The 25,702-nt window shown below is 69.3% G+C and carries 24 protein-coding genes, 1 tRNA gene and 2 pseudogenes; 20 read left to right on the top strand and 7 right to left on the bottom strand.

From position 1 onward, the window contains the following. Positions 1 to 9 precede the first annotated feature (9 nt). The 6 genes from ACQPY0_RS46235 (at position 10) to ACQPY0_RS46210 (ending at position 7,266) form a co-directional block, all read left to right on the top strand. Positions 10 to 1,968: a prolyl oligopeptidase family serine peptidase gene (locus tag ACQPY0_RS46235; RefSeq protein ID WP_432975925.1), complete on the top strand. Its 1,959-nt coding sequence runs from the start codon at positions 10 to 12 to the stop codon at positions 1,966 to 1,968. After that, a complete protein-coding gene (locus tag ACQPY0_RS46230) occupies positions 1,965 to 3,131 on the top strand; it encodes a P1 family peptidase (protein ID WP_432975922.1) in 1,167 nt (388 codons plus the stop codon). Before ACQPY0_RS46235 ends, ACQPY0_RS46230 begins: the two co-directional genes overlap by 4 nt. Next, the gene (locus ACQPY0_RS46225; protein ID WP_432975919.1) at positions 3,128 to 3,862 is read left to right on the top strand and encodes a TetR/AcrR family transcriptional regulator C-terminal domain-containing protein; all 735 of its coding nucleotides are present in this window, start codon (positions 3,128 to 3,130) and stop codon (positions 3,860 to 3,862) included. Before ACQPY0_RS46230 ends, ACQPY0_RS46225 begins: the two co-directional genes overlap by 4 nt. Next, positions 3,859 to 4,332, top strand: a complete 474-nt coding sequence (locus ACQPY0_RS46220; RefSeq protein ID WP_432975916.1) for a hypothetical protein — start codon at positions 3,859 to 3,861, stop codon at positions 4,330 to 4,332. Before ACQPY0_RS46225 ends, ACQPY0_RS46220 begins: the two co-directional genes overlap by 4 nt. A gap of 155 nt (positions 4,333 to 4,487) precedes the next feature. After that, positions 4,488 to 6,044, top strand: coding sequence for a class I adenylate-forming enzyme family protein (locus ACQPY0_RS46215; RefSeq protein WP_432975913.1), 1,557 nt, complete (start codon positions 4,488 to 4,490; stop codon positions 6,042 to 6,044). Positions 6,045 to 6,138: 94 nt separating this feature from the next. Next, positions 6,139 to 7,266, top strand: a complete 1,128-nt coding sequence (locus ACQPY0_RS46210; protein ID WP_432975910.1) for a Glu/Leu/Phe/Val dehydrogenase dimerization domain-containing protein — start codon at positions 6,139 to 6,141, stop codon at positions 7,264 to 7,266. Positions 7,267 to 7,292: 26 nt separating this feature from the next. Here the strand turns inward: ACQPY0_RS46210 and ACQPY0_RS46205 are convergent, their stop codons facing one another. After that, positions 7,293 to 7,445, bottom strand: coding sequence for a hypothetical protein (locus ACQPY0_RS46205; RefSeq protein WP_432975907.1), 153 nt, complete (start codon positions 7,443 to 7,445; stop codon positions 7,293 to 7,295). Positions 7,446 to 7,953: 508 nt separating this feature from the next. Between ACQPY0_RS46205 and ACQPY0_RS46200 the strand changes: the two genes are divergently transcribed. From ACQPY0_RS46200 to ACQPY0_RS46185, 4 genes and pseudogenes are all read left to right on the top strand, one after another. Continuing rightward, complete coding sequence (locus tag ACQPY0_RS46200) at positions 7,954 to 9,252, top strand: PQQ-binding-like beta-propeller repeat protein (RefSeq protein ID WP_432975904.1); 1,299 nt, start codon at positions 7,954 to 7,956, stop codon at positions 9,250 to 9,252. A gap of 465 nt (positions 9,253 to 9,717) precedes the next feature. Further along, entirely contained in the window at positions 9,718 to 10,056 is a 339-nt protein-coding gene (locus ACQPY0_RS46195) for a hypothetical protein (RefSeq protein WP_432975901.1), read from the top strand. A gap of 23 nt (positions 10,057 to 10,079) precedes the next feature. After that, positions 10,080 to 10,360: pseudogene (locus ACQPY0_RS46190) on the top strand (hypothetical protein); the annotation flags it as partial. 280 nt (positions 10,361 to 10,640) lie between these two features. After that, positions 10,641 to 11,741, top strand: a complete 1,101-nt coding sequence (locus ACQPY0_RS46185; RefSeq protein WP_432975898.1) for a hypothetical protein — start codon at positions 10,641 to 10,643, stop codon at positions 11,739 to 11,741. A gap of 578 nt (positions 11,742 to 12,319) precedes the next feature. Here ACQPY0_RS46185 and ACQPY0_RS46180 read toward each other — a convergent pair. After that, positions 12,320 to 12,391: transfer RNA gene (locus ACQPY0_RS46180), tRNA-Val, on the bottom strand. Between the two features lie 76 nt (positions 12,392 to 12,467). Here ACQPY0_RS46180 and ACQPY0_RS46175 point away from each other — a divergent pair. Continuing rightward, entirely contained in the window at positions 12,468 to 13,502 is a 1,035-nt protein-coding gene (locus tag ACQPY0_RS46175; RefSeq protein ID WP_432975895.1) for a TRM11 family SAM-dependent methyltransferase, read from the top strand. 42 nt (positions 13,503 to 13,544) lie between these two features. Here the strand turns inward: ACQPY0_RS46175 and ACQPY0_RS46170 are convergent, their stop codons facing one another. Beyond that, a complete protein-coding gene (locus ACQPY0_RS46170) occupies positions 13,545 to 15,023 on the bottom strand; it encodes a family 20 glycosylhydrolase (RefSeq protein WP_432975892.1) in 1,479 nt (492 codons plus the stop codon). 365 nt (positions 15,024 to 15,388) lie between these two features. Beyond that, complete coding sequence (locus ACQPY0_RS46165; RefSeq protein ID WP_432975889.1) at positions 15,389 to 15,733, bottom strand: hypothetical protein; 345 nt, start codon at positions 15,731 to 15,733, stop codon at positions 15,389 to 15,391. 29 nt (positions 15,734 to 15,762) lie between these two features. On the opposite strand from ACQPY0_RS46165, the gene ACQPY0_RS46160 reads away from it, so the two are divergent. The 6 genes from ACQPY0_RS46160 to ACQPY0_RS46135 all read left to right on the top strand — a co-directional run bounded on the left by ACQPY0_RS46160 (position 15,763) and on the right by ACQPY0_RS46135 (position 21,002). Continuing rightward, positions 15,763 to 16,872, top strand: a complete 1,110-nt coding sequence (locus ACQPY0_RS46160) for a damage-control phosphatase ARMT1 family protein (protein WP_432975886.1) — start codon at positions 15,763 to 15,765, stop codon at positions 16,870 to 16,872. A gap of 217 nt (positions 16,873 to 17,089) precedes the next feature. Beyond that, positions 17,090 to 17,569 (top strand): hypothetical protein, encoded by a 480-nt coding sequence (locus ACQPY0_RS46155; protein ID WP_432975883.1) that lies wholly within the window; start codon positions 17,090 to 17,092, stop codon positions 17,567 to 17,569. A gap of 10 nt (positions 17,570 to 17,579) precedes the next feature. Then, positions 17,580 to 18,158, top strand: a complete 579-nt coding sequence (locus ACQPY0_RS46150) for a hypothetical protein (protein WP_432975880.1) — start codon at positions 17,580 to 17,582, stop codon at positions 18,156 to 18,158. Positions 18,159 to 18,211: 53 nt separating this feature from the next. Then, positions 18,212 to 18,811, top strand: coding sequence for a hypothetical protein (locus tag ACQPY0_RS46145; protein WP_432975877.1), 600 nt, complete (start codon positions 18,212 to 18,214; stop codon positions 18,809 to 18,811). A gap of 20 nt (positions 18,812 to 18,831) precedes the next feature. Beyond that, positions 18,832 to 19,446 (top strand): hypothetical protein, encoded by a 615-nt coding sequence (locus ACQPY0_RS46140; protein WP_432975874.1) that lies wholly within the window; start codon positions 18,832 to 18,834, stop codon positions 19,444 to 19,446. Between the two features lie 104 nt (positions 19,447 to 19,550). Next, complete coding sequence (locus tag ACQPY0_RS46135) at positions 19,551 to 21,002, top strand: flavin-containing monooxygenase (RefSeq protein WP_432975871.1); 1,452 nt, start codon at positions 19,551 to 19,553, stop codon at positions 21,000 to 21,002. 33 nt (positions 21,003 to 21,035) lie between these two features. On the opposite strand, the gene ACQPY0_RS46130 is transcribed toward ACQPY0_RS46135, so the two are convergent. Genes ACQPY0_RS46130 through ACQPY0_RS46120 form a run of 3 tightly spaced genes read right to left on the bottom strand, consistent with a single transcriptional unit; the run spans position 21,036 to position 23,592 of the window. Further along, positions 21,036 to 22,127 (bottom strand): Zn-dependent alcohol dehydrogenase, encoded by a 1,092-nt coding sequence (locus tag ACQPY0_RS46130; RefSeq protein WP_432975868.1) that lies wholly within the window; start codon positions 22,125 to 22,127, stop codon positions 21,036 to 21,038. 35 nt (positions 22,128 to 22,162) lie between these two features. Beyond that, positions 22,163 to 23,503, bottom strand: coding sequence for an aldehyde dehydrogenase family protein (locus tag ACQPY0_RS46125; protein ID WP_432975865.1), 1,341 nt, complete (start codon positions 23,501 to 23,503; stop codon positions 22,163 to 22,165). 14 nt (positions 23,504 to 23,517) lie between these two features. Continuing rightward, the gene (locus ACQPY0_RS46120) at positions 23,518 to 23,592 is read right to left on the bottom strand and encodes a hypothetical protein (RefSeq protein WP_432995659.1); all 75 of its coding nucleotides are present in this window, start codon (positions 23,590 to 23,592) and stop codon (positions 23,518 to 23,520) included. 132 nt (positions 23,593 to 23,724) lie between these two features. Here ACQPY0_RS46120 and ACQPY0_RS46115 point away from each other — a divergent pair, with 132 nt between their 5' ends. From ACQPY0_RS46115 to ACQPY0_RS46105, 3 genes and pseudogenes are all read left to right on the top strand, one after another. After that, positions 23,725 to 24,357 carry a TetR/AcrR family transcriptional regulator gene (locus ACQPY0_RS46115; protein WP_432975862.1) on the top strand — a complete coding sequence of 211 codons (633 nt, stop codon included), beginning with the start codon at positions 23,725 to 23,727 and terminating at the stop codon, positions 24,355 to 24,357. A 106-nt stretch (positions 24,358 to 24,463) separates the two neighbouring features. Then, entirely contained in the window at positions 24,464 to 25,084 is a 621-nt protein-coding gene (locus ACQPY0_RS46110; protein WP_432975859.1) for a TetR/AcrR family transcriptional regulator, read from the top strand. A gap of 10 nt (positions 25,085 to 25,094) precedes the next feature. Then, a pseudogene (locus ACQPY0_RS46105) lies at positions 25,095 to 25,671 on the top strand (5'-nucleotidase C-terminal domain-containing protein); the annotation flags it as partial. Positions 25,672 to 25,702 lie beyond the last annotated feature (31 nt).

The raw sequence follows: 25,702 nt of genomic DNA, 5'->3' as shown, positions 1-25,702 counted from the left end.
AGCAGCGCGATGAAAAGCCGCCCTTTCGGGCTCGACGACCTCTACAACCTGGCAGTGCCGAGCGACCCGCAGTTTGCGCCTGACGGAAGTGCCTACGCGTTCGTCCTGACCCAGGCGGACCGAGACATCGACCTCCGTGCATCAAGCATCTGGATCGGAACCTTCGACGGTGACCGGCGACAGCTCACTGCCGGTCCATCCGATTCAGCCCCCCGCTTTTCCCCAGACGGATCGCGACTGGCCTACCTCGGACTCGACGCCGACGGCCGAGCGCAGGTGTACGTCGTCACCCTGGAGCCAGGCGCAGCGCCGACCAAGCTCACCGAACTGCCATGGGGAGCAGATCCCGCCGCGTGGTCGCCGGATGGCAACTTCCTCGCATTCTCGGCGTACGTCGACACAGCCGCATCCCCGGAGCCGAACAACTCGCCCATCGCGGCCAAGGCGCCCGTCGTTGTGGAGGAAATGGGCTACAAGCTCGACGGGTTCGGGCTCCGCCGCGGCCTTCGCAAGCACGTCTTCCTCATCGACCTCGCAGCCGGAGGGGTCCGGCAACTGACCCACGGCGATCGCGATTGCAGCGGACCGCTTTGGTCCCCAGACGGTGCCGCCCTCGCCTACACCACACACGACTACAAGACTGTCGGGTCAGTTCTCTGCCCTGAGATCGTCGGCCTCGTATCTGCGGCTGGCGAGGACCACGGCTACCTAACCCCATCCGACGCCCGACTCTGTCCGGTCGACTGGTCTCCCGACGGGACGACTCTGCTGTGCATCGGATCCGACCGTTGGGGGCTGGCGGAGCCACACCTCTGGAATGTCCGAGTCGAAGACGGACGAGTCAGCGAACTTCTGCCCAACCATCGAAGCAACCACATGCCGGGCTGGGAGAGTCACCTTCAGGCACACTACTCACCGGACGGGACGACCATTCTTTTCGGCGAGTGGCGCAACGCTCGCACGCGACTTCTCCAGGTGGACGCGCGCGGCGGCACTCCGGTCGAACTCGTCGGCGGAGACCGCGACGTCCGGGCCGCCCGGTACTCAGACTTCGGCGTCCTGTTCATCGCTGGTGACGCGCACTCGATCGCCGACCTCTACTTCGACGACGGCACAGCTGAGCGCAGGCTGTCCGACTATCTCAGCGAGCGCCTGCCAGAGGTGACCTTCGTCCAGCCGAAGGTGCGTACGTTCACTGCGCCGGATGGCCGCCAGCTTCAGGGCTACGTGATGCGCCGCGACGACGTGACTGGGCCGACTCCGGTGGTGGTCGACGTGCACGGCGGTCCGTACAACTCCTGGGCTCCTCGGCTCAACGAGCACTTCCTGCACCAACAGGTGCTGGCGGGCATGGGATGGACCGTGCTGTGCGTGGATCCGCGCGGCAGCGCCAGCTACGGCGAAGACTTCATGCTGGGATCGGACGGCAACTGGGGGTTCGCCGACGAGGGCGACATTCTGGCGCCGCTCGACACATTGATCGACGAGGGCTTGGTTGACCCCGCGCGCCAGACGGTAACCGGCTTCAGTTACGGCGGCTACCTGTCTTCCTGGCTGACCAGCCGCACGAAGCGATTCAGCGCCGCCGCCTGCGGCGTGATGATCTGCGACCAGGTCGCCGCGCAGGGCAGCGATGCCGGATCGGTCTACAGCTACTGGGCAGCCGGAGGCCCCCTGTGGGAGTCGTACGACCGACTAAGGGATGTCTCCCCAATCAGTCGCTGTGGAGACGTTGAAACTCCGACGCTCATCCTGCAGGGCGAGGACGACCTGAGGTGCCCCATGGGGCAGGGCGAACAGTGGTTCCAGGCGCTGCATTCTCGCGGCGTCCCAGTCCAACTGGTCAGGTACCCGGACGCCAGCCACTTCTTCCTGCTCGCAGGGTCCCCGTACCAGGCGCTCGACGTGTACCAGCGAGTCGTGGACTGGCTTCTCAAGTACGTCGGACAACCGGTGATCGACCGATGAGCAACCTGCTGCGCGAGCACGGCATCGTCATCGGCCGACTCCAGCCAGGACCACGCAACACCATTTCCGATGTCGAGGGTTGTCGAGTCGGCCACGCCACGATCGTTCGCGGGTCCGGCGACCTCACCGTGGGCGAAGGACCCGTGCGGACGGGTGTCACCGCTGTGATCCCGCATCCAGGTGACGTCTGGGAGGAGCCCCGATTCGCTGGCGTCTTCGCTCTGAACGGCGCTGGTGAGTGGAGCGGAACGTCCTTCGTCCGCGAGACCGGATGCCTCTACGGCCCGATCCTGACCACCAACTCCCACAGTCTCGGAACCGTCCGAGACGCGGTGATCAAGTTCGAGGTCGCACGCCGGGGAGCCATCGAGCGGCTGCCCGTCGTCGGCGAGACGTTTGACGGCCTCCTGAACGACATCAGCGGCATGCACGTCACCGACGAACACGTCCTCGAAGCTCTCCAGACGGCGTCCTCTGACTTTTCCGAGGGAAGTGTCGGCGGCGGAACAGGCAACGTGTGCCACGGATTCAAGGGCGGAATCGGCAGCGCGTCGCGCAGGGTCGAGATCGCCGACCAGACCTACACGGTCGGCATTCTCGTCCAAGCGAATCACGGAGGGCGCGAGGAGTTCCAAGTCGCAGGCGTGCCCGTCGGACGTCTGATCCCCACTGACGAAATCCCGCTGGGTCCGACCGGGTTCGACCGGGCCGAGTCCCCGCACAAGAACAGCGTCCTCGTAGTCGTCGCGACAGACGCCCCGCTCCTGCCGGGACATCTTGAGCGTCTCGCGCACCGGGCAACTCTCGGCATTGCCAGGAACGGGGCGTACGCACACAACCTCAGCGGTGACATGGCGCTCGCCTTCTCGACAGCTCCGCAGCCACCGGCAGGCTACGACTTTGGAGACCCTCGAACTCCGGTCACGATTCAAACGCTGACGAACGCCGCGACCGCACCCCTGTTCGAAGCCGCGATCGAGGCGACTGAGGAAGCGATCGTGTCTGCGTTGGTCAACGCCGAGACTACCGAAGGAATCGACCGATGGACCGCGTACCGTCTCGACGTCGAACGCCTCGCCCGCTGCATCGAAGACTACCGGGGCAACAGGCCGCCATTGGCGAAACACAAGGGGCTCCACAGCGAGCCGAGGAGCCAGCGATGACGACAGCAGAGCCCACCCGAAAGGCCGCACGACAGAAGGCCGGGAGGCGCTCAAACCTCACGCGCAACGACGTTGTCGTCGCTGCCATCGAGCTGATCGATGAAGACGGCCTCGATGGCTTCACCATGAGAGCGCTGGCCGAGCGGCTCAACGTCTACCCGACAGCTCTGTACTGGCACGCAGGGTCCAAATCGGAACTGCTTGCAGCAGCATCATCTCGAGTACTCGACGATGTCCGATTGCCGGACGAGCACCAGATGGCGTGGGATGAATGGGTCAAAGAAGTCGCCCATCGCTGTCGTCACGCCCTGCACCGACACCCTGAAATCGCGATGGTCGCCGGAAGCAAGATGGTGGTCGCTGCGACCGCGATGCCAATGGTCGAGCGACTTCTAGGTGTCCTTGAGCGCGCGGGTTTCCAGAAGACGGGCCTCCTCGATGCCTACAACACGATCATCGGATACATCCTTGGCTGGACGACGCTCGAACTGTCCGCGGAGCCGGCGGGTGTAACCGCGGCTTGGCGTGAGGAGTTCGCGAGCGAGATGCGCGATCTCGACCCCAACGCGTATCCAGCCGTAACACGAAACCAGGAGACCTTCGAGAACAACGCGTTCATGATGCGTTACGAATCCGGACGCACACGACCCATGGACCGCAGCTTCACCGTGGGCCTGGACGCCGTCATCCGCGGCCTCGCGACTCAACTCGAGGAGAGCAGCGACACATGAGCGCCCCAAACACGACGGCCAAGGTGCCGTCCCATCTCACCGAGTTCCCGGGCGCAGTGGGTCTCGAGTTCGTCGGCGACTGGGTCCAGATCGAACCAGAACGAGCGGAGCAGTTCTACCTCGGCACCTATCTGGACCGCTCGTACGGCGAGTCACTCGGCGACGGCTACCCCGACGGCCTGATCGAAGGCTTCAACGTACTCGGGCTGCTGGATTGGATGTCGTCCGAGCTGATCGGTCGCTGGTACGGCTTCAACTACGGGCTGGACCGTGTCAGGTTCACCAAGCCCATAACCCTCCACGACCGCATCCGACTGCGCCTGCGCGTCGCGGACGCCCGAGAGCGCGGGTACGGATACCTGGTGACGTACGAGGCCACGGTCGAGCTCGAAGGGTCGGAGAAGCCGGGGATGGTCGCGACGTGGCTGGTCCTCCTACTTCCCGAACCCCACCCCTACGACGAGAATTAACACAAATGTCTCTGGAAACTGACGTGCACGGCGCCTGGGATTCAGGCCCAGCCGAACTCCTTCCCACACATGACAAGGCGCTGACAAGAACTGAGATTGCGCGAGGATGGCAACGTCGTCGCGCAGACATCGAGAGCACTCATGTTCCATCGACGGTGATCGAACTGTTGGAGACGGCTGCAGAAGCGCACGGCGACCGGATGGCCTGGTCCTTCTTCGAGGACGAAGATAACTGGTCATTCCGGCAGGTGCGAGACGGCGCCCACCGCGCCGCGAACGCGCTCCTCGAACTCGGAGTCCGGCACGGTGACCGGGTCGCTGTCATGGTCCCCAACGGCTCGCTCTACCTCCAGACGTGGCTGGGACTCGCCATCATCGGGGCGGCAATCGTCCCGGTAAATGCCCGATACACACCGCGAGAAGTCCTCCACGTGGTGGAGACATCTGCAGCAGGCCTCCTCATCTTGGATCCTCAGCACGATGCCATCGCGACGGCGGTGACGGAGCGCCACGAACGTGGTGACCTCGCGTGTGTGACGGTGTTCTCCGAGGGGATGCGCAACAGCTTTCGCGATCAGGTCACACGTCAGACCACCGGTTGTCGTCCAGGATGGACAGCGCGGCCCGACGACCTTCTGAACGTGCAGTTCACGTCTGGCACTACTGGTCTCCCCAAGGGCTGCATGTTGACCCACAGGTACTGGACGATCGCAGCCGTCAGTTGGGATGGCTATCTCGACGTTCCGGTGGACCGAGTGTTGGTCAACCAGATGCTCTTCTACGTCGATGGTCAGTTCCTCGCGATGTTCGCTCTCCGACGCGGGGCGACCCTCTTCTGCGCGCGCCGGCCAAGCGCGAGTTCGTGGCTCGGCTGGGTGCGCGAACATCGGATCAACGCGGGCTTCTACTTCGACCCAATGTTCAAGACGTCAGAGACCGACGTGGATGCTGACAACGAACTGGCCGTTCTTACGACCTTTGGTTTCCAGCCAGCCCGACACAGCGCGCTTGAGACACGCTTCCGGACCAGAGTCCGTGAGAGCTACGGAATGACCGAGCTTGCCCCGGCCCTGGTGATGCCGCTCAACGCAGACGTCACGGTGGGTTCGGCATCGTGCGGCTTGCCAGCTCCCTTCTGCGAAGCCAAAGTCGTGGACGCGAACGGCGTCGAGGTTGCTCCCGGAGTGACCGGGCAGCTAGTTCTGCGTTCGCCTGCCCAGATGACGGGCTACTACGACGATCCCAACGCGTCCGCCGAGGCGATTCGGGACGGATGGCTTCACACCGGCGACCTGTTCCGTCGCGACGAAGACGGGTTCTTCTACATGGTCGGACGGATGAAGGACATGGTGCGCCGTAACTCGGAGAACGTCGCCTGCGCTGAGGTCGAATCGGTGCTGCGCCTGTCTGACCTCGTCGCCGAGGCTGCCGTGGTCGGCGTGCCCGACGACCGAGTAGGCGAGGAGATCAAAGCCTACCTGCAACTGCGGCCCGACGTGGAGCCCGCATCGGTCGACCTAGACGAGCTCCTGGCGTTCTGCCGGCGACACCTCGCCGTGTTCAAGGTTCCGCGGTACTTCACATTCGTCGACCAGCTCCCTATGACGGAGTCCGCTCGCGTATCCAAGTCGGCTCTGCTCTCCGCAAGCGGGGTCACGGGGGCGAAGACGTACGACTCCGTGACGGGCTGTTGGGCGGCGGGAGTCACCTGACGACCGCTGGCGCGTGAGACAGGCGAAGTATCCATTGGTTGGTCAGTCGAGCACTGCGCGGTGAGCGTCTTGCTCATGATTGCGAGGTATAGGCATGGTTGACGCCAACACGATCTTGGGCCGCGCCCTTGGCGGCGAGCACGAGCAGGTCGTGCTCTGCCACGACGCGGACTCGGGCCTGCAGGCTGTGATCGCTATATACTCGACGGCTCTCGGGCCGGCCTTGGGAGGCACCCGGTTCTATCCGTACGCCTCCCAGTCCGACGCTCTCTCAGACGCCCTCAACCTGTCGAAGGGAATGGCCTACAAGGCGGCGCTTGCCGGGCTCGACCTGGGAGGTGGCAAGGCTGTCATCATCGGCGACCCGTCGCGCGACAAGTCGGAAGCCCTCCTGCGGGCATACGGCCGCTTCGTCGAAACCCTCGGAGGCCGCTACTACACGGCGTGCGACGTCGGCACGTACAGCCCTGACATGGACGTCGTGTCACGAGAGACGGCCTATGCGACGGGCCGGACCGAGGAGAACGGGGGCTCCGGCGACTCCTCCATCCTCACGGCAGTCGGGGTTTTTCACGGTATGCGTGCGACCGCACAGCACGTGTGGGGTAACGATTCCCTCGAAGGCCGGAAGGTGGGCATCGTCGGGGTCGGCAAGGTCGGCAAGCACCTCACCAAATTGCTCCTCGAAGCAGGCGCCTTCGTGGTCGTCACCGATGTCAGTAGCAAGGCTCTAGCCAGCCTGACGACTCTCCATCCGACCGCGCAGGTGGTGAGCTCTGAGCAAGAGCTCGTGAGGTCGAACCTCGACATCTACGCTCCGTGCGCCCTCGGCGGCTCCGTCAACGACGATCTCGTCCCCGAGCTCGCATCCAAGATCATCTGCGGGGCGGCGAACAACCAGCTGGCCCACCCTGGCATCGAGACGCGACTGTCTGAGCTTGGGATCACCTATGCACCCGACTACTGCGTGAACGCAGGTGGCGTCATCCAGGTGGCGGAAGAGCTGACCAACTTCAACTTCAAGCGCGCCCGTACCCGTACCGTTCAGACCTATGACCGAACCCTGAAGGTGCTCACGAGCGCAGTGGAGAACGGAATCTCAACCACGGCCGCCGCCGACCGCATCGCAGAACGTCGAATCAACGAGATCAGCCGACTACGACGAATCCGCGTAGCCGGCCGACAGCTGAATGGGCCATCCGGTGGAAGGCCGGCGGCCTAGTTAGAACGGTACACCGACATCCGCACTCACGTATTGACGGCTTCTTGAACCACCTCAGCGATCTCGTCGGCGATCTCCGCCACCGTGCTTACCGCGGTGTTCCGGGCGATTTTGTCGACGAGCGACGGCGACTGTTTGGCGATTCCGTCGCGGGAGATCTCGTGCCAGATGGGCAGCATCCTCGGTCGCCGTTGACGCTCATCCCGACGATCCCGTCGAACTCGTACTGCGGCCAGCCCTTGGCGAAGACGACTTGGACAGGATGCCTACACCGAGGCGCCGGGGGCAAGACTGCGGTTGATCTTGCGGCGCAAGCCGTCCTATCGTCCAGGCCGGCACTCGCTTCCGCACCAGACGATGTGGTGACCTGTGCCACCGGCTGGGGCTGGGTCCACGGTCAAATGACGGTCGAATGATCTTGAGGCCAGATCCTTGATCTCCGGATCTGGCCCCTGACCTGGTGTTGCGCGGTGGGCGATACTGGGATCGAACCAGTGATCTCTTCGGTGTGAACGCCATTGCGTCCGCGCCTGACCGGTCGAAACCTGTTGTGCCGCAACGGTTCTAGGTCCGCAAGCGTTCGTAGTCGTACGCCGCCGTTCGCTCCCGTGACCCCACTGTTAGCCCCCCATTGAGGGCTGGAACAGGGGGTGCGTTGAACGGGAGCGCTTGGTACCGTCGGTCACGGTGATCGATCTCGATGTGAGCCCGCGTGATGCGACGCGGCGGTCTGGCCGGCGCTGGCGGGGGTTTGGCCTGCTCCTCGCCGCGGTGCTGGGGCTGGCCGGGGGCGCGCGGCCAGGAATGTCACTGGACCCGGCGGTGGTCCTGCGCGGCAACGGGGTGAGCGCGGTCGACGGCGACGGGTCCGCGATGTACGTGCTGTCGAGGGATTCCCTGGCGGCGTACCGGATGCCGGACGGCGCCCGGCGGTGGGCGGTGCCGGCCGCGACCGGTACGCAGTTGCTCGCCGTGGGCGAGGCGCGGGTGGTCGTGGGGGTCCAGGACAGCACGAGCAAGGCGGCGTCGACGCTGCTCGGGCTCGATGCCGCCACCGGTGCGCCGGTGTGGCGGACCACCGGCTACGTGCCGGCGGTGTACGGCTGCGCATGCGCGGCTGGGGTGGTGGTCGCCGAGATGTACCCGCCGGGCGTTGACCCGGAGCTGGAGCGGCAGCGGTCGACCCCCTATATGGCCGGCATCGATGTCCGCTCCGGCGCCGTGCGCTGGTCGCTCGTCACGCCGCTGGGCGGCCGGCGGAGAGTCGTGTCCATACATGACGATCGCGTCCAGATCGCGATGCTCGACGCCGAGGGCACGCTGTGGCTGTACAGCGCCGAGACGGCCGAGGTGGTGCGGACGGTCCACCTGGAGGATCCCGGGCAGGTCGACGAGCTCACGATCTCCGGCGACCGGCTGCTGGTCTACCGCGCCGGGCTGGGGAGCATCGTCGGCACCACCGTGTTCGACCTGGCCACCGGCCGGCGGCTGTGGCAACGCACGGCCGAGCCGGACGGCGAGATGCTCTGGTGGTGCGGGCGGGCGGTCTGCGCTCGGTCGAAGGACGGGCCGACCGTGCTGCTGGACCCGGACACCGGCCGCGAACGATGGCGCCTGGACGGGCGGACGGATCTGGGCGGCCTCACCGATCGGTACATGCTCGCCACGCCGCCCCCGCCGGACGGCCATCACCTCGTGCTCGACGCGTCCACCGGCCGGGTCGTTCGCCGCATCGACGGCTGGGAGCCCGCCGGCGACCTGACGGGAACCCGGTTGCTGGTCGCGGGCCGCGGCGCCGCCGGCGGCTCGCTGATCGCACGCCTCGACATCGAGACCGGCGCGGTGACGGTGCTCGCGCGGGCGCCGCGCTGGTCCGCCCCGCCGGAGTGCTTCACCACGGGGCCGCTGCTCGCGTGCCGGCTGGACCAGGAACGCATTCCAGTCTGGCGGCAGGCTGCGGCGCCCGCCGGGTGGGGCAATAGTTAGACCCCTGAACGGATCACAAGGCCGCTTCCAGCGATCGGAAACGGCCTTTGACCTGCGGTGGGCGATACTGGGATCGAACCAGTGACCTCTTCAGCGTGAACTGTCGGCAAGGCGGTCTGTTGAGGTGCCGTTCGAGGTCAGTCGGCGTGCGGCGAATCCGTGTAGGTCGGTTCTGTGGGTACGGCTGCTGCACTTTGCTGCTGTACGTCGATGCCTGGCGCCGGTCGACGGCCCAGACGGCCCAGGGGAGTAATTTGCCTGGCATCGTTGGCCGACCTTCGACGGCCGAAAGACGGCCTGACAGCCTTGCGGGGGCGGTCTGGCTGGGGTTTGGTGGAAGTAGCACGCAACGCCCGACACGCAGACGACTCGTCCATTGTCTTACCTTCGTCGATGAGGGTGTGTAGGTTGTGGCGGTGGTCGGCCGAGACCGGCGGACATGGCGTGGAAGCTCAAGGGGACGGCATGGAGCAGCGCGACCAGTTCGACGCCGGTCGGCCTCTGGCACTGCTGGTGGTCTTGGCCGACCTCCTGCTGATCCCGGCACCGCTCGTGGCTCTCTATGACCTCGTCGTCGAGGATTCGCCGGAATTGGCGACACAAAATCGCTTCAACCTCGTCGCCTGGGCGGTCGCTGGGGTACCGCTTGTTGCGGCCTTCGTGTGCGCGGTCAAGGTTTTCCGTGACGAGCGGCAACCCCAGACCCGTCGACGTGCAGCTTGCGCTGGGAGTTTGTTCGTCGCCGGGCTGGCCATGCTCGTCGCGGCAGTGGTCGTTCGAGAGACTCTCTTGCCGACGTCGTGACCGGTCACAGCGCGGCCGTTCGCGAGCGCTCGTGGGACACCCGGGTCCGGCGGGCGGCGCTTGCGCAAGGTCACGGTGCACGATGCTCGGCGGACGTGTGCGAGCCTGCTGGTTGACCTGGACGTGCACCCCCGGGTGATCATGCAGATTCTCCGGCATGCTGACTTCAAAGGTCACGATGGAGATCTACTCGCAGGCATCGTCGGCGGCCACGCGCGACGCGCTGAAGCGGCTGGGGGCTGAGTGCCCCGCTGCTGTACGGGTCGGAAAAAGGCCGCCTCCCGAGGTGGGAAACGGCCGCTGACCTGCGGCGGGCGATACTGGGATCGAACCAGTGACCTCTTCGGTGTGAACGCCATGGTATCGGCGCCTGACGTGCCGAAACTCGTTGTGCCGCAACGGTTCTAGGTTCGTGAGCGTTCGCCGGTGTGCGTGGCTGTTCACCCCGGTGACCCCCACGGTTGACCCCTCGGATCGGCGCAACGAGCTGCCCCCGTTGCTCTAGCCATCGTCACTCGGATAGCTGGGGCGGGTATCGAGTCGCGATCATTCGCCCTGTCCGTCTTCCTGGATAGGGTCACTACATGTTGCGAACGCTCCCGCCCCCGATTACTGAGGCGGCGGCACTGTCCGTCGCCGGAGCCGGGCTTCGCCGGTACGAGATGGGCCCAGCGCTAATCGGCGTGGGCGCGGACGCGACCGTGGTGATCGTCGCGCCCGGGGATGATCCGAAGGGCAGCGGCGTTCAGGACTCCACCAAGGTGCTCCTGCGCGGTGACAGGATTCCGGACCTTCTCTCACGATTCTGGGGCTCCCTGCCCATCCACGTCTTCGCCCGCCTGGATCGGGGCTGCATTCCGCTGGGCACCGCGCTCTGTAGGGGAGGGGCGACGGAACCTGCCAGTTTCAACCGCGCCGAATTGGAGCTCGACCAGCCGCTGACCCGCGAGATGCTGGACGCGGTCCGATCGATCCCGGCACCCGGGCCGGTGCCAGGGGTGGAGTGGGTCGACCTCGTGGAAACCAATCCGATCCAGGCCCTGGAGTCATTCGTCCTCGGCTGGTTCCCCGCTGAGGAGCATGAGCCGGCCGAGGAAGAGAGTACGGCGGGCGAGCTGGACAACCTGCCGGAGGCGTTGGCCGCCTTCCACCGCTTGGCCCGCTTCCGCCCGGCAATCCACAGATTCCACGACCCAGTACTGACGGAGCCCCACCGCGTTTCCGGACCGCTCGGCGACCGACTGGTCGTTGCCGTGTGGAACGGGGCCGGGATGGACTGGTCCATCCCGTGGCCACCGACGGAACCAGGTGAAGTCGACCCCCGCGTATGGCTCACCGAAGACCCCTACGCTGCGGAACCGGAGACGATCCTCGAAGAGGAGCCACTCAGCCGCTTCCTCCTGCAGTTCACCCTCAACGAAGCCATGATTGCCGCCCCCTTTCACGCATCGACCTACTGCATGCTGACCGCCCACCTCAACGCGCTGTGGAGCATGCTGCGTTCCGTACCCCTGAGTCCGTTCCTGCCGACCTACACGGCCGGGCGGTTCTTCGTGGCCCCGGGCCTGCTCACGCAGGTCATCAGCGACGAGAACGAGGCTGTCGTAGGCTTCGGCGCGGTCCACCGCGGGACCCTGACGCCGTTGCTCGAACACGGATTCCGCTGGTCCCGCTTCGACGGGTGAGGCATAGGCCCGGGCGAGATCGCATACCTGCTCATGATCAAGTGCTGCCCGCAGCGGCCAGCGTGATGGAGCGGGTCGGTCGATGGTCGGGGAACGCCGGCACGGCCACCGAGCGCTGCGCCCGCGCCGCCCATAACCCGCCCGCGGAACGAGCCCACGATCCCGCAGCTGTCAATTCGAACGGAGACAACGTTCCGGCGTGGTATCCGCTACGAACGGCAAAGGCAATGACGCCACCAACTGCGCCCGGCCCTGACACACGGCACGGAGGCGATGGACGGCCTGTGAGCAGCGCCCACCAGAAGGTAAAGCCAGGTGAGCCCCGATAACCGGATCAAGGCCCCCCCAACGACCGAAAACCCCCCGCGAGCACCGCACAGTCCTCGATGTCGGCGATCTAATCCTCACGCGAAGCGCAGTAGTCCCGATGCGAAGCGAGCCGATCCGATGCAAAGCGAGGTATCGGGGGGTGCGGGGTGGCGAAGCCCCCCGCCTGGAGCGAGCGAAGCGAGCGCGAGGAATCCACCGCCGACGGCGAAAGAGGGCGAAGCCCTATGAGCAGGCTTCACCCTCGGCGGTGGGCGATACTGGGATCGAACCAGTGACCTCTTCGGTGTGAACGAAGCGCGCTCCCGCTGCGCCAATCGCCCCCTGTCGTGGAACTCTACATCACGCGGGGCGGCGGATGCACATCGGTATCGGGCGTGTCGGTAGGGTGGGGGGTCTATGGCACTGTATGCGCTGCTTATCCTGCCCTCCGCCAATCGGGTCTATGCCGACGCGTCCGTCGAGCTCACGCGGGCCGAGTTGGTCGCGTTCGACCGGGGGGTGCTCGGGGGGCGGCTTGCCGAGGTCGGGACCAGGGTTGTCGGCGGGGTGTCGTATGTGACGTTCGAGGCGGATTCGCTCTCCGCGGGGGATGTCGCCGTGCTCGGGAACCTCTCGTCGGTCTACGCGCTGTTCGAGGTCGTCGGGGAGTTGCTGCGGCCTGTGGAGGTGGCGCGGCTGGACCGGTTCGACGATGATCTCATCACGATCCAGAAGTATCAGGGTAAGACGAATGAGCAGTTCACGAAGCTGCTGCTGAATGTCACGCTGCTGGCTTCGGAGTTTGCGCCGCAGATGCTGCAGCGGCGGTTCCGGGTGCTCGACCCGCTGTGCGGGCGGGGGACGACGCTCAACCAGGCGCTCATGTACGGGTTCGACGCGGCCGGCGTAGATCGGGACCAGAAGGACTTCGAGGCGTACGCCACCTTCATCCAGACCTGGCTCAAGCGTAAGCGTATCAAGCACAAGGCCGAATTCGGGCCGGTGCGGCGGGAGCGGCAGGTGGTCGCGAAGCGGCTGCGCATCGAGCTGGCCGCCGATCGGGACGACTACAAGTCGGGCGCCGTCCAGCTGCTCGACGTCGTCAACGCCGACACCGTGCGGGCGCGGGAGTTCTTCAAGGACGGCACCTTCGACCTGATCGTGACCGATGCGCCGTATGGCGTACAGCATGGCAGCCGCACGGCGGGCAAGGGTCTGGTGCGCAGCCCGGAGGACCTGCTCGCGGAGGCGGCGCCGGTGTGGGCGCGGCTGCTGCGGCCCGGCGGGGCGATGGGCGTGGCGTGGAACACGTTCGTGGCCAAACGGGAGCTGGCCGCCGGACTGCTGGCCGCCGCGGGGCTCGAGGTCGTGCAGGATGAACCGTACCAGTCGTTCAAGCACCGGGTCGACCAGGCGATCCTGCGCGACGTGCTGGTCGCCCGGAAACACTGAACCCGGAAGCACTAAACCCGGAAGCGCTAGTCCCAGGAAGCGCTAAACCCAGGGGATCTCCGGGTCCGGGTGGAAGCCGATCCCGCGCAGCGTCCACCGTGGACCCTGCGCGGCCAGGCGGGAACGGAACGATGTCCAGTCGCGGGCGGCCTGCGGCGACCACGCGACCTCGGCGACGGCCGCCAGGCGCGGGAACGTGAGCAGGTCGATGTCGGCGACGGTCGCGACGGTCTCGGTCCACAGTGGAGCCTCGACGCCGATGACGTCCGGCCGGCCGGGCAGCAGGGTGCCGGGATCCCAGTCGTACGCCGTGCGCGTCGTGATGTGCCCGGCCCAGTCCACCCCGATGCGGGTCCCGGCGTCGTACTTCATGTCCAGGTACACGCGGTCCGCCGGCGACAGCAGCACCCGGTCGCCCGCGGCGAGCGCCGCGCGCAGGTCCTCGTCCGGCTCCGGCTCGTGGCCCCAGTACTGCACGATCCGCCCCGGCTCCCGCCGCGCCGAGCCGATCTGGTGCCACCCGACGACCGTCTTGCCCAGCGCGGTCACCATCGGCTGCACGCGGCCCATGAACGCCAGATAGTCCTCTGTGGACGTGCTCTTCGCCTCGTCGCCGCCGATGTGCAGGTATGGCCCGGGGGTGAGCGCGGTGACCTCGGCGAGCACGTCGCGCACGAAGTCGTAGGTCACCTCGCGGTCCACGGCCAGCGTGCTGAAGCCGACGTCGACGCCCGTGTACGCCCCGGGGGCGACCCCGTCCGCGTTGAGCTGCGCATACGCGCTCAGCGCCGCGTTGGTGTGGCCCGGCATGTCGATCTCGGGCACGATCGTGACGTGCCGCGCGGCCGCGTGGGCGACCAGCGCGGCGAACTCGGCCTTCGTGTAGCAGCCACCGGCACCGCCCCCGACCTGCGTCGCGCCGCCCACGGTGGCCAGCCGCGGCCACGCGTCGACCGCGATCCGCCAGCCCTGGTCGTCGCTGAGGTGCAGATGCAGGACATTGAGCTTGTACCGCGAGAGCTCGTCGACCAACCGTATCAGCGCGTCGACGCCGAAGAAGTGCCGCGAGACGTCCAGCATCGCGCCGCGGTAGGCGTATCGGGGCGCGTCGAGGATCCGTCCACCTGGGACGGTCCACGGTCCATGCTGGACGGTGCCGCTGTCCACGGCGGACGGGAACAACTGCAGCAGCGTCTGCACGCCGTGGAACAGCCCGGCCTCGGTTCGCCCCCGAACGACAACGCGACCGCTTTCCACGACGATCTCGTACCCCGATTCGGGAGCTTCGGAAATGTCCGCGAGCGCGGGGTCGGGCTCGCCGAGGCGCAGCTCGATGTCCGGCTCCGTGTGCCGCTCGACGACGGGCAGCGCGAACCCGGTCGCGGGTCGCAGCGCGGTGGCGAGGGCCTCCCCGGCGGCGGCCGAGTCCGACCGGATGACCGCCCGGGGCGGGAGGGTGAAGGTGACGCCCGGCGCGGGCTCGACCCGGGCGGGGACGGGAACAACCGCGATGCCGTTCATGCACCGATCATCGCAGGAACGCGGGTCGCCCGCTCGCCCCGAAGTCCGTGGCGAGTCGATCATTGGGCGCGGCGAATGCGTCGAGGATGGCATGACGCGAATCGACCGTTTTGGCGGATTTCGAGTGGTCGTCGATGGGCGGGGGGTTGCGCCGGCCGCGTTGGTCAAGCGCTCGCGCCGGGGCATCTGCTACATCGAGTTCGGTCACGACGAGATCGGCCGGGTGGAGGTCACCTTCCGGCAGAGGGAGCGCCCGGTCGGCCGGTTCGACGACGCGTCCGGGATCTACCGCGCGGACAAGTCAGCCTTCGGGGCGGGCCTGGGTTGGCCGGGATCGGAGCAATCCCTGACGAAGTTCGCCGGCGTCAGCGGGTGCGCTGCGGCGGGCGGCGCTGGACCTGCGGGGGCAGGCCGGCGCCCGGCTGCTGGCGGTTCTGCCGCGCCTTCACGGCCAGGCGGCTCAGGTAGATGAGGGCGCCGCCGAGGACGCCGACGTCGTCGAGGTAGATCGGGTCGGGTAGCAGGTCGATCGGGAAGATCGTGTAGATGATCGCGCCCCAGAAGACCCACCGGCCGCCGACGCCCATCGCCTGCAGATACTTGCCCGTCTTCCACACCCGCACGGCCAGGACGACGGCCAGCACGAGCACGGCGATCAGCAGCGCGGCGCCGATCACGAAGAGCGCGTAGAACCAATCGTCCGACGACATGGTTCGAGTTTACGGGCGATACTGCCCCAATGCGTACCGAGCCATCCGTCATCCTCAGTAACGAGCCGGGGTCGTTCCCGCAGTCGGTGCTGCGCGACCGGCACCCGAAGATCGTGCGGCGGGTGCTGGCGGATCTTCCGTACGCACATGACGTACAGGCGCGGCTTGAAATGCTCTTGCAGGAGCGGGTCGTGACACCGCTGGATGCCGGCGCGCACGACGCCGCGGCGTGGGCGGTGTGGGGCGCGGACCTGTTCGGGCGGTCGTGGTACGACGTGCCGTTCCTCTTCGCCGAGAACTTCTTCTATCGGCGGCTGCTGGAGGCCGTGGGCTACTACGGTGAGGGTGCCTGGCGGGGGATCGACCCGTTCGGGCCGCAGAAGGCCGCCGACCTGCCGGGGGAGCGGGAGCTGGCCGAGCTCGACGCGCTGCAGGAGCTGCCCGAGCCGGAGCAGGCGGCGGGGCTGGTGCGGGCCGCGCTCTGGGGCAACCGGGCCGACCTGGGTTTCCGGCTCGTCGCGGGGCACACCGAGCGGGTCGACGAGCTGCTCGTGGACGACAGCGAGCGGCTGTGGGAGCTGGCCCGGGGCGGGGCGGTGATCGTGGTCGCCGACAACGCCGGGCGGGAGCTGCTGCCCGACCTGGTGCTCATCGACTTCCTGCTGCGCACCGGGCGGGCATCGCGGGCCGAGCTGCACGTCAAGCCGGCGCCGTACTTCGTCTCCGACGCGCTCACCGCCGACGTGCTCGCCGAGCTGCGCCGGTTCCCGCCTGGCAGCGCGGTCGGCGGGCGGCTCGACGCGGCCCTGCGCGCCGGCACACTGCGACTGCACACCGAGGACTTCTACTGCGCGCCGCTGACGTTCCACGACGCGCCGGCGGGGCTCGCGGCCCGCTTCGCGGCGGCGGAGCTGACCATCCTCAAGGGGGATCTCAACTACCGCCGCCTGGTCGGGGATCGGGCGTGGCCGGCGACCACGCCGTTCGAGGAGGTCAGCGCGTACTTTCCGGGGCCGGTCGCCGCCCTGCGGACGGTGAAGTCCGACGTGGTCGCCGGGCTGGCCGCGGGCGCGGAGCGAGGCCTGCCCGCGTCATGGCGTACCAGCGGCGCTTTTGCCCTGGTCCAAGCGCGCGGCTGAGCCGGCGGCAGCGGTCGGGGTGAAGGTCGGTCCGGCCCAGGACTTGCAGGAGTTCGTCATGCTCCGCACTCTGCCGTCAAGGACTTGGCGAGCACTTGCGGTCGGCTTGCGAAGAGCCTCAAGCGTGGCGCCGGTCACGCCGGGTCACCCTGGAGAGTGGCTTTTGTCCCGGTACCCCGGGGTAGCGCGCGAGTTCCCGATGGAGAGGAACGCGCGCATGCAACCTGAAGGCGACGAGCTGGCGCCCCAGGCTGACGAGGATGTCCCGCCCGCGGAACCACCCAGCGTTTCCCCGGAGCCGGCCTCGGGCCCGGCCGCAGCCTCGGGCTCGGTCTCGGCCTCGGCGCAGGTTCCGGCCTCGGGCCCCGCCCCGGTCTCGGCTTCGGCCCCGGCTCCGACCGGCGGCTCGGCCCGGCCGGGCTCGGGCTCGCTGGCCGGGCTGTGGAACGAGTCCGACCGGCAACGCATCCGGGGCCGGTGGCAGGAGCTCCAGCTGCGCTTCATCGACGACCCGCACCTGGTCGCGGGGGAGGCGGAGCGGCTGGTGCAGGAGGCGGTCACCTCGCTGACCGCGTCGCTGGACGCCCGCCGCGGACAGCTGCACCAGCAGCGGGCCGCCCGGGGGCTGGACACCGAGAACCTGCGTGCCTCGCTGCGCGACTACCGCGAGTTCCTCGACCGAATCCTCGGACTGTGAGGAGGAGCGCATGAACTCCACGACGATCACGATCGGCCTGGTGGTGCTCGCCCTGGCGGTGGGCGGATGGATCCTGCTGCGCGGCGGCAAGGAGGAGGAAGAGGAGGCCGAGGTCGCGACGTCGGTGCCTCCGGTACCCGCCGCCCCGGCCGCCCCGGCAGCGGTGCCGGCGGCGCCGATGGCTCCGGGCGCTCCGGTGGCCCCCGCCGGACCGATGGCCCCGGCGGGTCCGGCCGCCCCGCGTCCGCCCGCGGTGGCGGCGGTGCCGCAGGCCGCGCCGATGTCCTCGGTCCCCTACGGCGGCAGCCCCGGCTACCTCGCGACCGCGCCGCTGACGAGCGAGGCGCACGCGTACGAGGTGCGGACCCGCTGGCAGGAGCTGCAGCTGCGCTTCGTCGACGATCCGCAGACCGCGGCCGGGGAGGCCGAGCGGCTGGTCGACGACGCCCTCGCCGGGGTGACCGCCTCGCTCAACGCGCGCAAGGACCAGCTCAGTACCTGGCGCGTGTCGGGGCGCGACGACACCGAGCAGCTGCGGGCGGCGGTTTACGGGTATCGCGACTTCCTCAACCACCTGGTCGGTTCCTGACACCGTTTGAGGGGCGGCGCCGCGCGGAATACCTCCATTGAAGGAGGACCGCCATGACAGCCACCCAAGTATTGGTCACGATCATTTTTCTGGTCGTGATCGCCGCGATCGGCTACGGCATCTGGTTCGTCACCCGGCGCCGGGCCCTGCGGAACCGGTTCGGCCCCGAGTACGACCGGGCCGTGGCCGACCGGGACAGCCGCCTCGCCGCCGAACGTGAGCTTCGTGAGCGCGAACGGCGCCACGCCGAGCTGGAGATCAAGGAGCTCGACCCCGCGGCGCGGGCCCGGTACACCTCCCAGTGGGAGGAGATCCAGGCCCGCTTCCTCGACGACCCGCACGGTGCCGTGCGCGACGCCGACGCGCTCCTCACGCGGGTGATCGGCGAGCGTGGTTACCCCACCGGTGACTACGAGGACCACCTCGCCCACCTGTCGGTCGAGCACGCCCGCACGCTCGGTCACTACCGCGACGCCCACGAGATCTCGCGGCTCTCCGAGCGCGACGAGGCGACCACCGAGCAGCTGCGCCGGGCCGTGGTGCACTACCGCACCCTGTTCGCGGAGCTGCTCGGCACCGGCGACGACCACGCGGGCGTCCCCGCACAACGCGTCGGCCGCGCAGCGCCCCACGACACCGGCAGCCGGTCGTAGGGCCGGGGGAGGACACCGCGATGACGCACCAGGAGCAGCACCAGACGCACGTTCCCGGCCAGCGCGACGGCGAGCACGAGGACGTCGCGGTCGGCACCGCCCGGGCCCCGCACCGGGAGGAGCCGGACGGGGAGCGGTACCCGGCAGGCACCTACGCCTCCGGCTCCGCCGGCCCGGACACCGCCGCCTCCCACGACGACGTCGACGTGGTCGACCGCGACACGGTCCTGGCCGACGACCGCGAGGACGAGGCCCGCGCGGGGTCGGTGGACGTCGCGGACGGTCCGGACGCCATCGAGCAGCCGGTGACCGAGGAGGTCGACTCGGGGGAGAGCGGGTCGCGTCCGGGGTCCGTCGACGTGGCGGCCGTCGGGGCGGTCTGGGCCGACGGCGCGGTCGACGGGCTGCGCGAGCGGTGGCGGGAGCTGCAGCTGCGCTTCATCGACGACCCGCGCGCGGTCGCCGGCGAGGCGGACGCGCTGGTCGGCGAGGCCGTTGGAAAGATCACCAACGCCCTGCAGGCGCAGCGGCGCGAGCTCGCGGCGTGGCAGGATCACCAGGGCGAGGACACCGAGCGGCTGCGCGCGGCCGTGCGCGGCTACCGCGACTACCTGGACCGCCTCCTGGGCATGTGAGGCACCGCCGGGCAGCAAGGGGCCCTCCCTGTGCCGGGGCGGGCTCCGTTGCGCCCCGCGATGGTAACGTGCCTTGGTACCAGATAGTACCAAGGGGGTCGCCAGTGCATACCCGGATCGCGATCATCGGCGCGGGCTTCGCCGGCCTCGGCGCGGCCATCCGGCTCCGCCGGCGCGGCCACGACGACTTCGTGATCTTCGAGCGCGCCGGCGAGCTGGGCGGCACCTGGCGCGACAACGCCTATCCGGGCTGCGCGTGCGACGTGCCCTCCCAGGTGTACTCCTTCTCCTTCGCCCTGAATCCGGCGTGGTCGAGCACCTACTCGCCGCAGGCCGAGATCTGGGCGTACCTGCGCGAGTGCGCCGAGCGCTTCGGCGTGCGCCCCGCGATCCGCTTCGGCACCGAGGTGCGCCAGGCCGCCTGGGACGCCGCCGAGGCCCGGTGGCGGATCGCCACCTCGCGCGGCGAGTGGACCGCGGACGTGCTCATCGCCGCCGGCGGCCCGCTCAACGAACCGGTGATCCCGAAGCTGCCCGGCCTCGAGACGTTCCGGGGCGAGGCGTTCCACTCCTCGCGCTGGGACCACGGCGTGCGGCTGGCCGGGCGGCGGGTCGCCGTGATCGGCACCGGCGCGTCCGCGATCCAGATCGTGCCGGCGATCCAGCCCGCCGCGGGGCGGGTGACGCTGTTCCAGCGCACCCCGGCGTGGGTGGTGGCCCGCGGCGAACGGCCGCTGCGGGCGTGGGAGCGGCGGATGTACCGCAGCGTTCCCGGCGCCCAGCGACTCGCGCGGACACTGGTGTACTGGCGGACCGAGGCGACCGTGATCGCCTTCCTGCGCCCGGCGCTCATGCGGTTCGCCCAGCGGGCCGCCGTGCGCAACCTGCGCCGCGGCGTCAAGGACCCGGCACTTCGGGCCAAACTCTCGCCGCAGTACCGCATGGGCTGCAAACGGATCCTCAAGTCCGACGACTACTACCCGGCGCTCGCCCGCGACAACGTCGACGTCGTCACCGACCCGATCGCCGAGATCCGCCCGCACGCCGTCGTCACCCGCGACGGCACCGAGCATCCGGCCGACGTGATCGTCTTCGGGACCGGCTTCCGCGTCACCGACCTGCCGATCACCGAACGCATCCGCGGCCGCGACGGGCGCAGCCTGGCCGAGCACTGGCAGGGCAGCCCGAAGGCGTACCGCGGCACGACGGTCGCCGGCTTCCCGAACCTCTTCCTGCTGCTGGGCCCGAACACCGGACTCGGCCACAACTCGGTCGTGCTGATGATCGAGGCGCAGATCGCGTACGTCCTGTCGGCCCTCGACACCATGCGCCGCAAGGGCCTGCGAGCCGTGGAGCCCCGCCCCGAGGCCCAGGCGCGATTCGTCGCCGCGCTGGACAAGCGGACGGCGACGACGGTGTGGATGACCGGCGGGTGCAGCAGCTGGTACATCGACGCGACGGGCCGCAACTCGACCATGTGGCCGGGCTCGTCGTGGGCGTACCGTCTCCGCCTGCGCCGCTTCGACCCGGCGGCGTATCGCGAGGTGACCGCGTGATCGCCTTCGAGCGCACCGGCGCCGGTGAGCCGCTCAGGCGGCGGGTGATTGGAAGCGGACCAGGGTGCGGGCGCCCTGGCCGGAGCGCATCCGGGTGAACGCCTCGCCGATGCCGGACAGGTCCACCTCGTCGGTGACCAGGGCGGCCAGGTTCAGGCGGCCGGCGCGGTAGTGTTCGAGCAGGATCGGCACGTCGACCGCGGGGTCGGTGTTGCCGTACATGCAGCCGACAATCCTGCGGGCGAAGAACGCGACCTCGAGGGCGTTGAACGTCACCGGGTCCTGGGCCGAGCCGAGGCCGACGACCGTTGCCGTGCCGCCGCGGCGGGTTGAGGACCACGCCGCGCGGATCGTCTCGCCGCGGCCCACGCACTCGATCGCGTGGTCGGCGCCCAGGCCGCCGGTCAGGGTGCGAATCTCCTTCGGCAGGCCGGCGTGCGGGGGCACGAAGTGGGTGGCGCCCAGGGAGCGGGCCAGGGGTTCCTTGGCCGGGGACGGGTCGACCGCGATGATCTCCGAGGCGCCGGCGATGCGGGCGCCCTGGATCGCGGCCAGGCCCACGCCGCCCAGGCCGATCACGGCCACCGTCTCGCCCGGGCGGACCCGGGCCGCGTTGGTGACCGCGCCCACGCCCGTCAGCACCGCGCAGCCCAGCAGTGCGGCCTCGGCCAGGGGGATGTCGGGCGGGACCGGGATGCAGGCGTGGGCGCCGACGACCGTTTCGGACGCGAAGGCGCCGGTGCCCAGGCCGGCGTAGACGGGGGTGCCGGCGGACGTGGCGAAGGGGACCGCCCGGGCGTCGTCGGCGTGCGCGCACAGGTACGGCTCGCCGTGGTCGCAGAACCAGCATGCCCGGCACGGTGGGGACCAGTTCAGGACCACGTGGTCGCCGGGCCGCACGCTCGTCACGCCCTCGCCGACCTCGGTCACGACGCCGGCGCCCTCGTGGCCCAGGACCGCCGGCAGCGGCTGGCGCAGGGTGCCGTTGGCCAGCGAGAGGTCGGAGTGGCAGACGCCGGCCGCGGCCAGGCGGACCCGGACCTGGCCCGGGCCGGTCGGGTTGAGGTCGATCTCCTCGACCGTCAGGGGGCCGTCGAGGGTACGCATGACCGCCGCGAGAGTCATCGCCGGAACTCCTTGCATCAGGGCGGGGGTGCGGGTCAGAGCTGGATCGCCTTCACCGCCGTGAACTCCTCGTAGCCGTACCTGCCCAGCTCGCGGCCGTACCCGGAATGGCCGACGCCGCCGAAGGGCGCCGACGGGTTGAACGCGCCGCCGTTGATGTCGACCTGGCCGGTGCGCAGCCGCCTCGCCACCGCCAGCGCGTGCTCCCGCGACGCCGACCAGACCGCGCCGGCCAGGCCGTACTTCGTGGCGTTGGCGATCCGCACGGCGTCGTCCTCATCGTGGTACCGAATGATGGACAGCACAGGCCCGAAGATCTCCTCCTGGGCGATCGCCGCGTCCGGGTCGACGCCGGTGAAGATCACGGGGGCCACGTAGTAGCCCACCGGCGGGACCGCCCCGCCGCCGAAGGCCATCGTCGCCCCGTCGGCCAGGCCGCGCTGGACGTAGCCGAGGACGCGGTCGCGCTGAGCCGCCGAGGCGAGCGGGCCCAGGCGGGTCTGCGGGGCGGACGGGTCGCCCACGGTGTACTTCGCCGCGGCCGCCACCGCCAGCTCCACGGCCTCGTCGTGGCGGGACTCGGGCACCAGCATGCGGGTCCAGGCGGTGCACGTCTGGCCGGAGTTCAGCAGGCAGTTGCCGACCCCGACCTTGACCGCGGCGGCGAGGTCGGCGTCGGGCAGGATCACGTTGGCCGACTTGCCGCCGAGCTCGAGCGCGACCCGGGTGACATTGGCGGCGGCGAGGGCGGCGACCTTGCGCCCGGCGACCGTGGAGCCGGTGAAGGAGACCAGGTCGATGCCCGGGTGCCCGGCCAGCTGCGCGCCGGTCGGGTCGCCGTGGCCGTGCACGACGTTGTACACCCCGTCGGGGATCCCCGCCGCGCGGACCAGTTCGGCGAGGCGGTCCGCCGACAGCGGGGCGACCTCGCTGGGCTTGTGCACGACGGTGTTGCCGGCCGCGAGGGCCGGGGCGACCTTCGCCACCGTCTGGTGCAGCGGATAGTTCCAGGGGGTGATCGCGCCGACGACCCCGACGGGCTCGCGGTAGATCTCGGAGTTGCCGACCCGCTCGGGCTCCTCGGGCTTCTCCAGCAGCTCGATAATCGAGGCGAGGGTCGAAAGCGGCAGCCCGACCTGGACCTTGCGCGCGATCGGCAGCGGCGCGCCCATCTCGGCGCTGATGAGCTCGGCGAGCTCGGGCGCGGCCGCGCTCAGGCCCTCGTGCAGTGCCCGCAGCCGGGCGGCGCGCTCGGCGCGGGGGAGGGCGGCCCAGCCGGGCTGGGCGGCGCGCGCCGCGGCGACGGCGGCCGCGACGTCGCCGGGCGAGACGGTGCCGATGACCTGTTCGGTGGCGGGATTGATGACGTCGATCACGATGGCTTGGCCCCCTACGCGAACGCGCTCACGCCGGTGAGAGCGCGGCCGATGATGAGCTTCTGGATCTGGCTGGTCCCCTCGTACACCGTAGTGACCCGCGCGTCGCGCAGGTACTTGCGATGAGCTGCTGGACGAGCTGGAACGAGGCGATCTTCCGCCCGAACTGCTCGCCGCGCGGAGGCGCCCCTGGACGATCCCGTGTTTCTAGGATCGTACTCATGGCCCGTCCCCGAACGCCTCTGCTGAGCCGCGACCGCATCGTCGAGGTCGCGACCGCGATCGTCGACGCGGAGGGACTCGACGCGCTCTCGACCCGGCGCCTGGCGCGTGAGCTCGGGGTGCAGGCGCCGTCGCTGTACAACCACTTCGCCACGAAGGAGGAGATCGTCGACGCCATCGGCGACGCGATCGTGGCGGAGGTCGACCTGTCGATGCTCGGCCGCGACCCGTGGCCGGCCGCCCTGCGCGCGTGGGCCCGCGCCTACCGGGCGGCGTTTCGCGCCCACCCGAACGTCGTGCCGTTCCTGGCCCGCGGCCCGGCCCGCCGCCCGGCGTCCCTGCGCCTGGCGGACGCGGTCTACGGCGCGCTGGTCGACGCGGGCTGGCCGCCGGCGCAGGCGACCCGGATCGGCGCGGCGATGCGCTACTTCGTGGCCGGCTCCGCCCTCGGCTCGTTCGCCCTGGGCTTCGTCGACGACCCGCAGCTGTACGCCGCCGACTACCCCCGCCTGCGCGACGCCCACCGCCTGGCCGGCCGCCACGCCCAGGTCGACGACTCGGCCTTCGAGCTGGGCCTGGACGCGCTGGTCGACAGCCTGGAGCGCAAGTTCGCCGCGCTACCGCCGACCTGACCCGCGTCGCGCCGCCCCGTGGCGAGGCGCGCCGGAGCCCGCGCGACCCCGGGGGAAAAGGACCGGCGAGGGAAAAGAAAGCGAGCGTTCGCTCTAAGATCGGGGCGTGCCCCGTGTATCCGAAGCCCACCTGGCCGCCCGCCGCGAGCAGATCGTCGAGGCGGCCACGCGCTGCTTCATCCGCAACGGGTTCCACCAGACGTCCATGCAGGACGTGATCAAGGAGGCCGGGCTCTCGGTCGGGGCGTTCTACCGCTACTTCTCCAGCAAGTCCGAGCTTATCCGCGCCATCGCCGAGGAGAAGGTCGGCAGCATCCTCGCCACCCTCGACCAGCTGCTCGTGCAGGAGCCGGTCCCGCCGCTGCACCAGGCGTTCGGCGAGCTGCTCACCCAGATCGACGCCAACCTCGCCGAGGACGGGCCGGTGCGCATCGCCGTGCAGGTGTGGGGGGAGGCGGCGCACGACCCGGCGTTCGCGGAACTGGTCGGGGGCATCTACGGGCGGATCCGGGCCAGCGCCACCGCACTCGCCGCGCGGGCCCGCGACGCCGGGCAGCTCGGGCCCGAGGCCGATCCGGTGGCGGTGGCCGCCGTCGTGGTGGGGCTGGTGCAGGGGTACGTCATCCAGCGCGTCCTGGCCGGGCGCGTCGATCGGGACACGTATCTGGCGGGCATCGAAGGATTGATCGGCCGTTACGATGCTCGGGACGCCCACGAGGCGTCCTGAGCACCATGACCTGCGCGTCGGCATCCTCGGCCTCACCAACCCCGGCGTCGCCATCTGGGACCGGGCCAATGTCGAGGGCAAGCTGCGCTTCGAGGACATGGTGGCCACGGCCGCGAAGTACGTGCCGCAGATGCGCCGCCGCGGGGCGGACATCGTGCTGATCTCGGCGCACGGCGGGGCCCGAACGAGAACCCGTCGGCGCTCATCGCCGCCCAGGTGCCGGGCATCGACGCGATCCTGTTCGGCCACGCCCACAACGACATCCCGCAGCGGTTCGTCACCAACACCGCCACCGGCGCCCAGGTGAGGATCAAGGACGTCGCCGGCCTGTACATCTATGACAACACCCTCGAGGCCGTCGTGCTGAGCGGCGCCGAGGTGCGGGCCTACCTGGAGTACTCGGCGAAGTACTCGCCCCGGTCGACCCGGCGACGATCAGCGACCCGTCCGTGCCGGACTACAACTACGACACGATCTCGGGCGTCGAGTACGACATCGACATCAGCAAGCCGGTGGGGCAGCGCATCACGCGCCTGAACAACTACCGGCGCTCCGGCGGCGTACGCAAAGCAACGCCGGTGTTCTAGACCGGCACGACGATCCGGTGCGCCTTAGGGT

The organism is Dactylosporangium sp. CA-233914 (genome assembly GCF_050942935.1).
GTDB lineage: Bacteria > Actinomycetota > Actinomycetes > Mycobacteriales > Micromonosporaceae > Dactylosporangium.
The sequence above is the reverse complement of the archived record's forward strand: the minus strand, read 5'-3'. Positions and strand labels throughout refer to the sequence as shown.

Bases quoted from the DNA above. Each gene is read 5' to 3' on its own strand.
- ACQPY0_RS46235 (WP_432975925.1), top strand. From the start codon at position 10: ATGAAAAGCCGCCCTTTCGGGCTCGACGACCTCTACAACCTGGCAGTG.
- ACQPY0_RS46230 (WP_432975922.1), top strand. From the start codon at position 1,965: ATGAGCAACCTGCTGCGCGAGCACGGCATCGTCATCGGCCGACTCCAG.
- ACQPY0_RS46225 (WP_432975919.1), top strand. From the start codon at position 3,128: ATGACGACAGCAGAGCCCACCCGAAAGGCCGCACGACAGAAGGCCGGG.
- ACQPY0_RS46220 (WP_432975916.1), top strand. From the start codon at position 3,859: ATGAGCGCCCCAAACACGACGGCCAAGGTGCCGTCCCATCTCACCGAG.
- ACQPY0_RS46210 (WP_432975910.1), top strand. From the start codon at position 6,139: ATGGTTGACGCCAACACGATCTTGGGCCGCGCCCTTGGCGGCGAGCAC.
- ACQPY0_RS46205 (WP_432975907.1), bottom strand. From the start codon at position 7,445: ATGCTGCCCATCTGGCACGAGATCTCCCGCGACGGAATCGCCAAACAG.
- ACQPY0_RS46195 (WP_432975901.1), top strand. From the start codon at position 9,718: ATGGAGCAGCGCGACCAGTTCGACGCCGGTCGGCCTCTGGCACTGCTG.
- ACQPY0_RS46185 (WP_432975898.1), top strand. From the start codon at position 10,641: ATGTTGCGAACGCTCCCGCCCCCGATTACTGAGGCGGCGGCACTGTCC.
- ACQPY0_RS46175 (WP_432975895.1), top strand. From the start codon at position 12,468: ATGGCACTGTATGCGCTGCTTATCCTGCCCTCCGCCAATCGGGTCTAT.
- ACQPY0_RS46170 (WP_432975892.1), bottom strand. From the start codon at position 15,023: ATGAACGGCATCGCGGTTGTTCCCGTCCCCGCCCGGGTCGAGCCCGCG.
- ACQPY0_RS46165 (WP_432975889.1), bottom strand. From the start codon at position 15,733: ATGTCGTCGGACGATTGGTTCTACGCGCTCTTCGTGATCGGCGCCGCG.
- ACQPY0_RS46160 (WP_432975886.1), top strand. From the start codon at position 15,763: ATGCGTACCGAGCCATCCGTCATCCTCAGTAACGAGCCGGGGTCGTTC.
- ACQPY0_RS46155 (WP_432975883.1), top strand. From the start codon at position 17,090: ATGCAACCTGAAGGCGACGAGCTGGCGCCCCAGGCTGACGAGGATGTC.
- ACQPY0_RS46150 (WP_432975880.1), top strand. From the start codon at position 17,580: ATGAACTCCACGACGATCACGATCGGCCTGGTGGTGCTCGCCCTGGCG.
- ACQPY0_RS46145 (WP_432975877.1), top strand. From the start codon at position 18,212: ATGACAGCCACCCAAGTATTGGTCACGATCATTTTTCTGGTCGTGATC.
- ACQPY0_RS46140 (WP_432975874.1), top strand. From the start codon at position 18,832: ATGACGCACCAGGAGCAGCACCAGACGCACGTTCCCGGCCAGCGCGAC.
- ACQPY0_RS46130 (WP_432975868.1), bottom strand. From the start codon at position 22,127: ATGACTCTCGCGGCGGTCATGCGTACCCTCGACGGCCCCCTGACGGTC.
- ACQPY0_RS46115 (WP_432975862.1), top strand. From the start codon at position 23,725: ATGGCCCGTCCCCGAACGCCTCTGCTGAGCCGCGACCGCATCGTCGAG.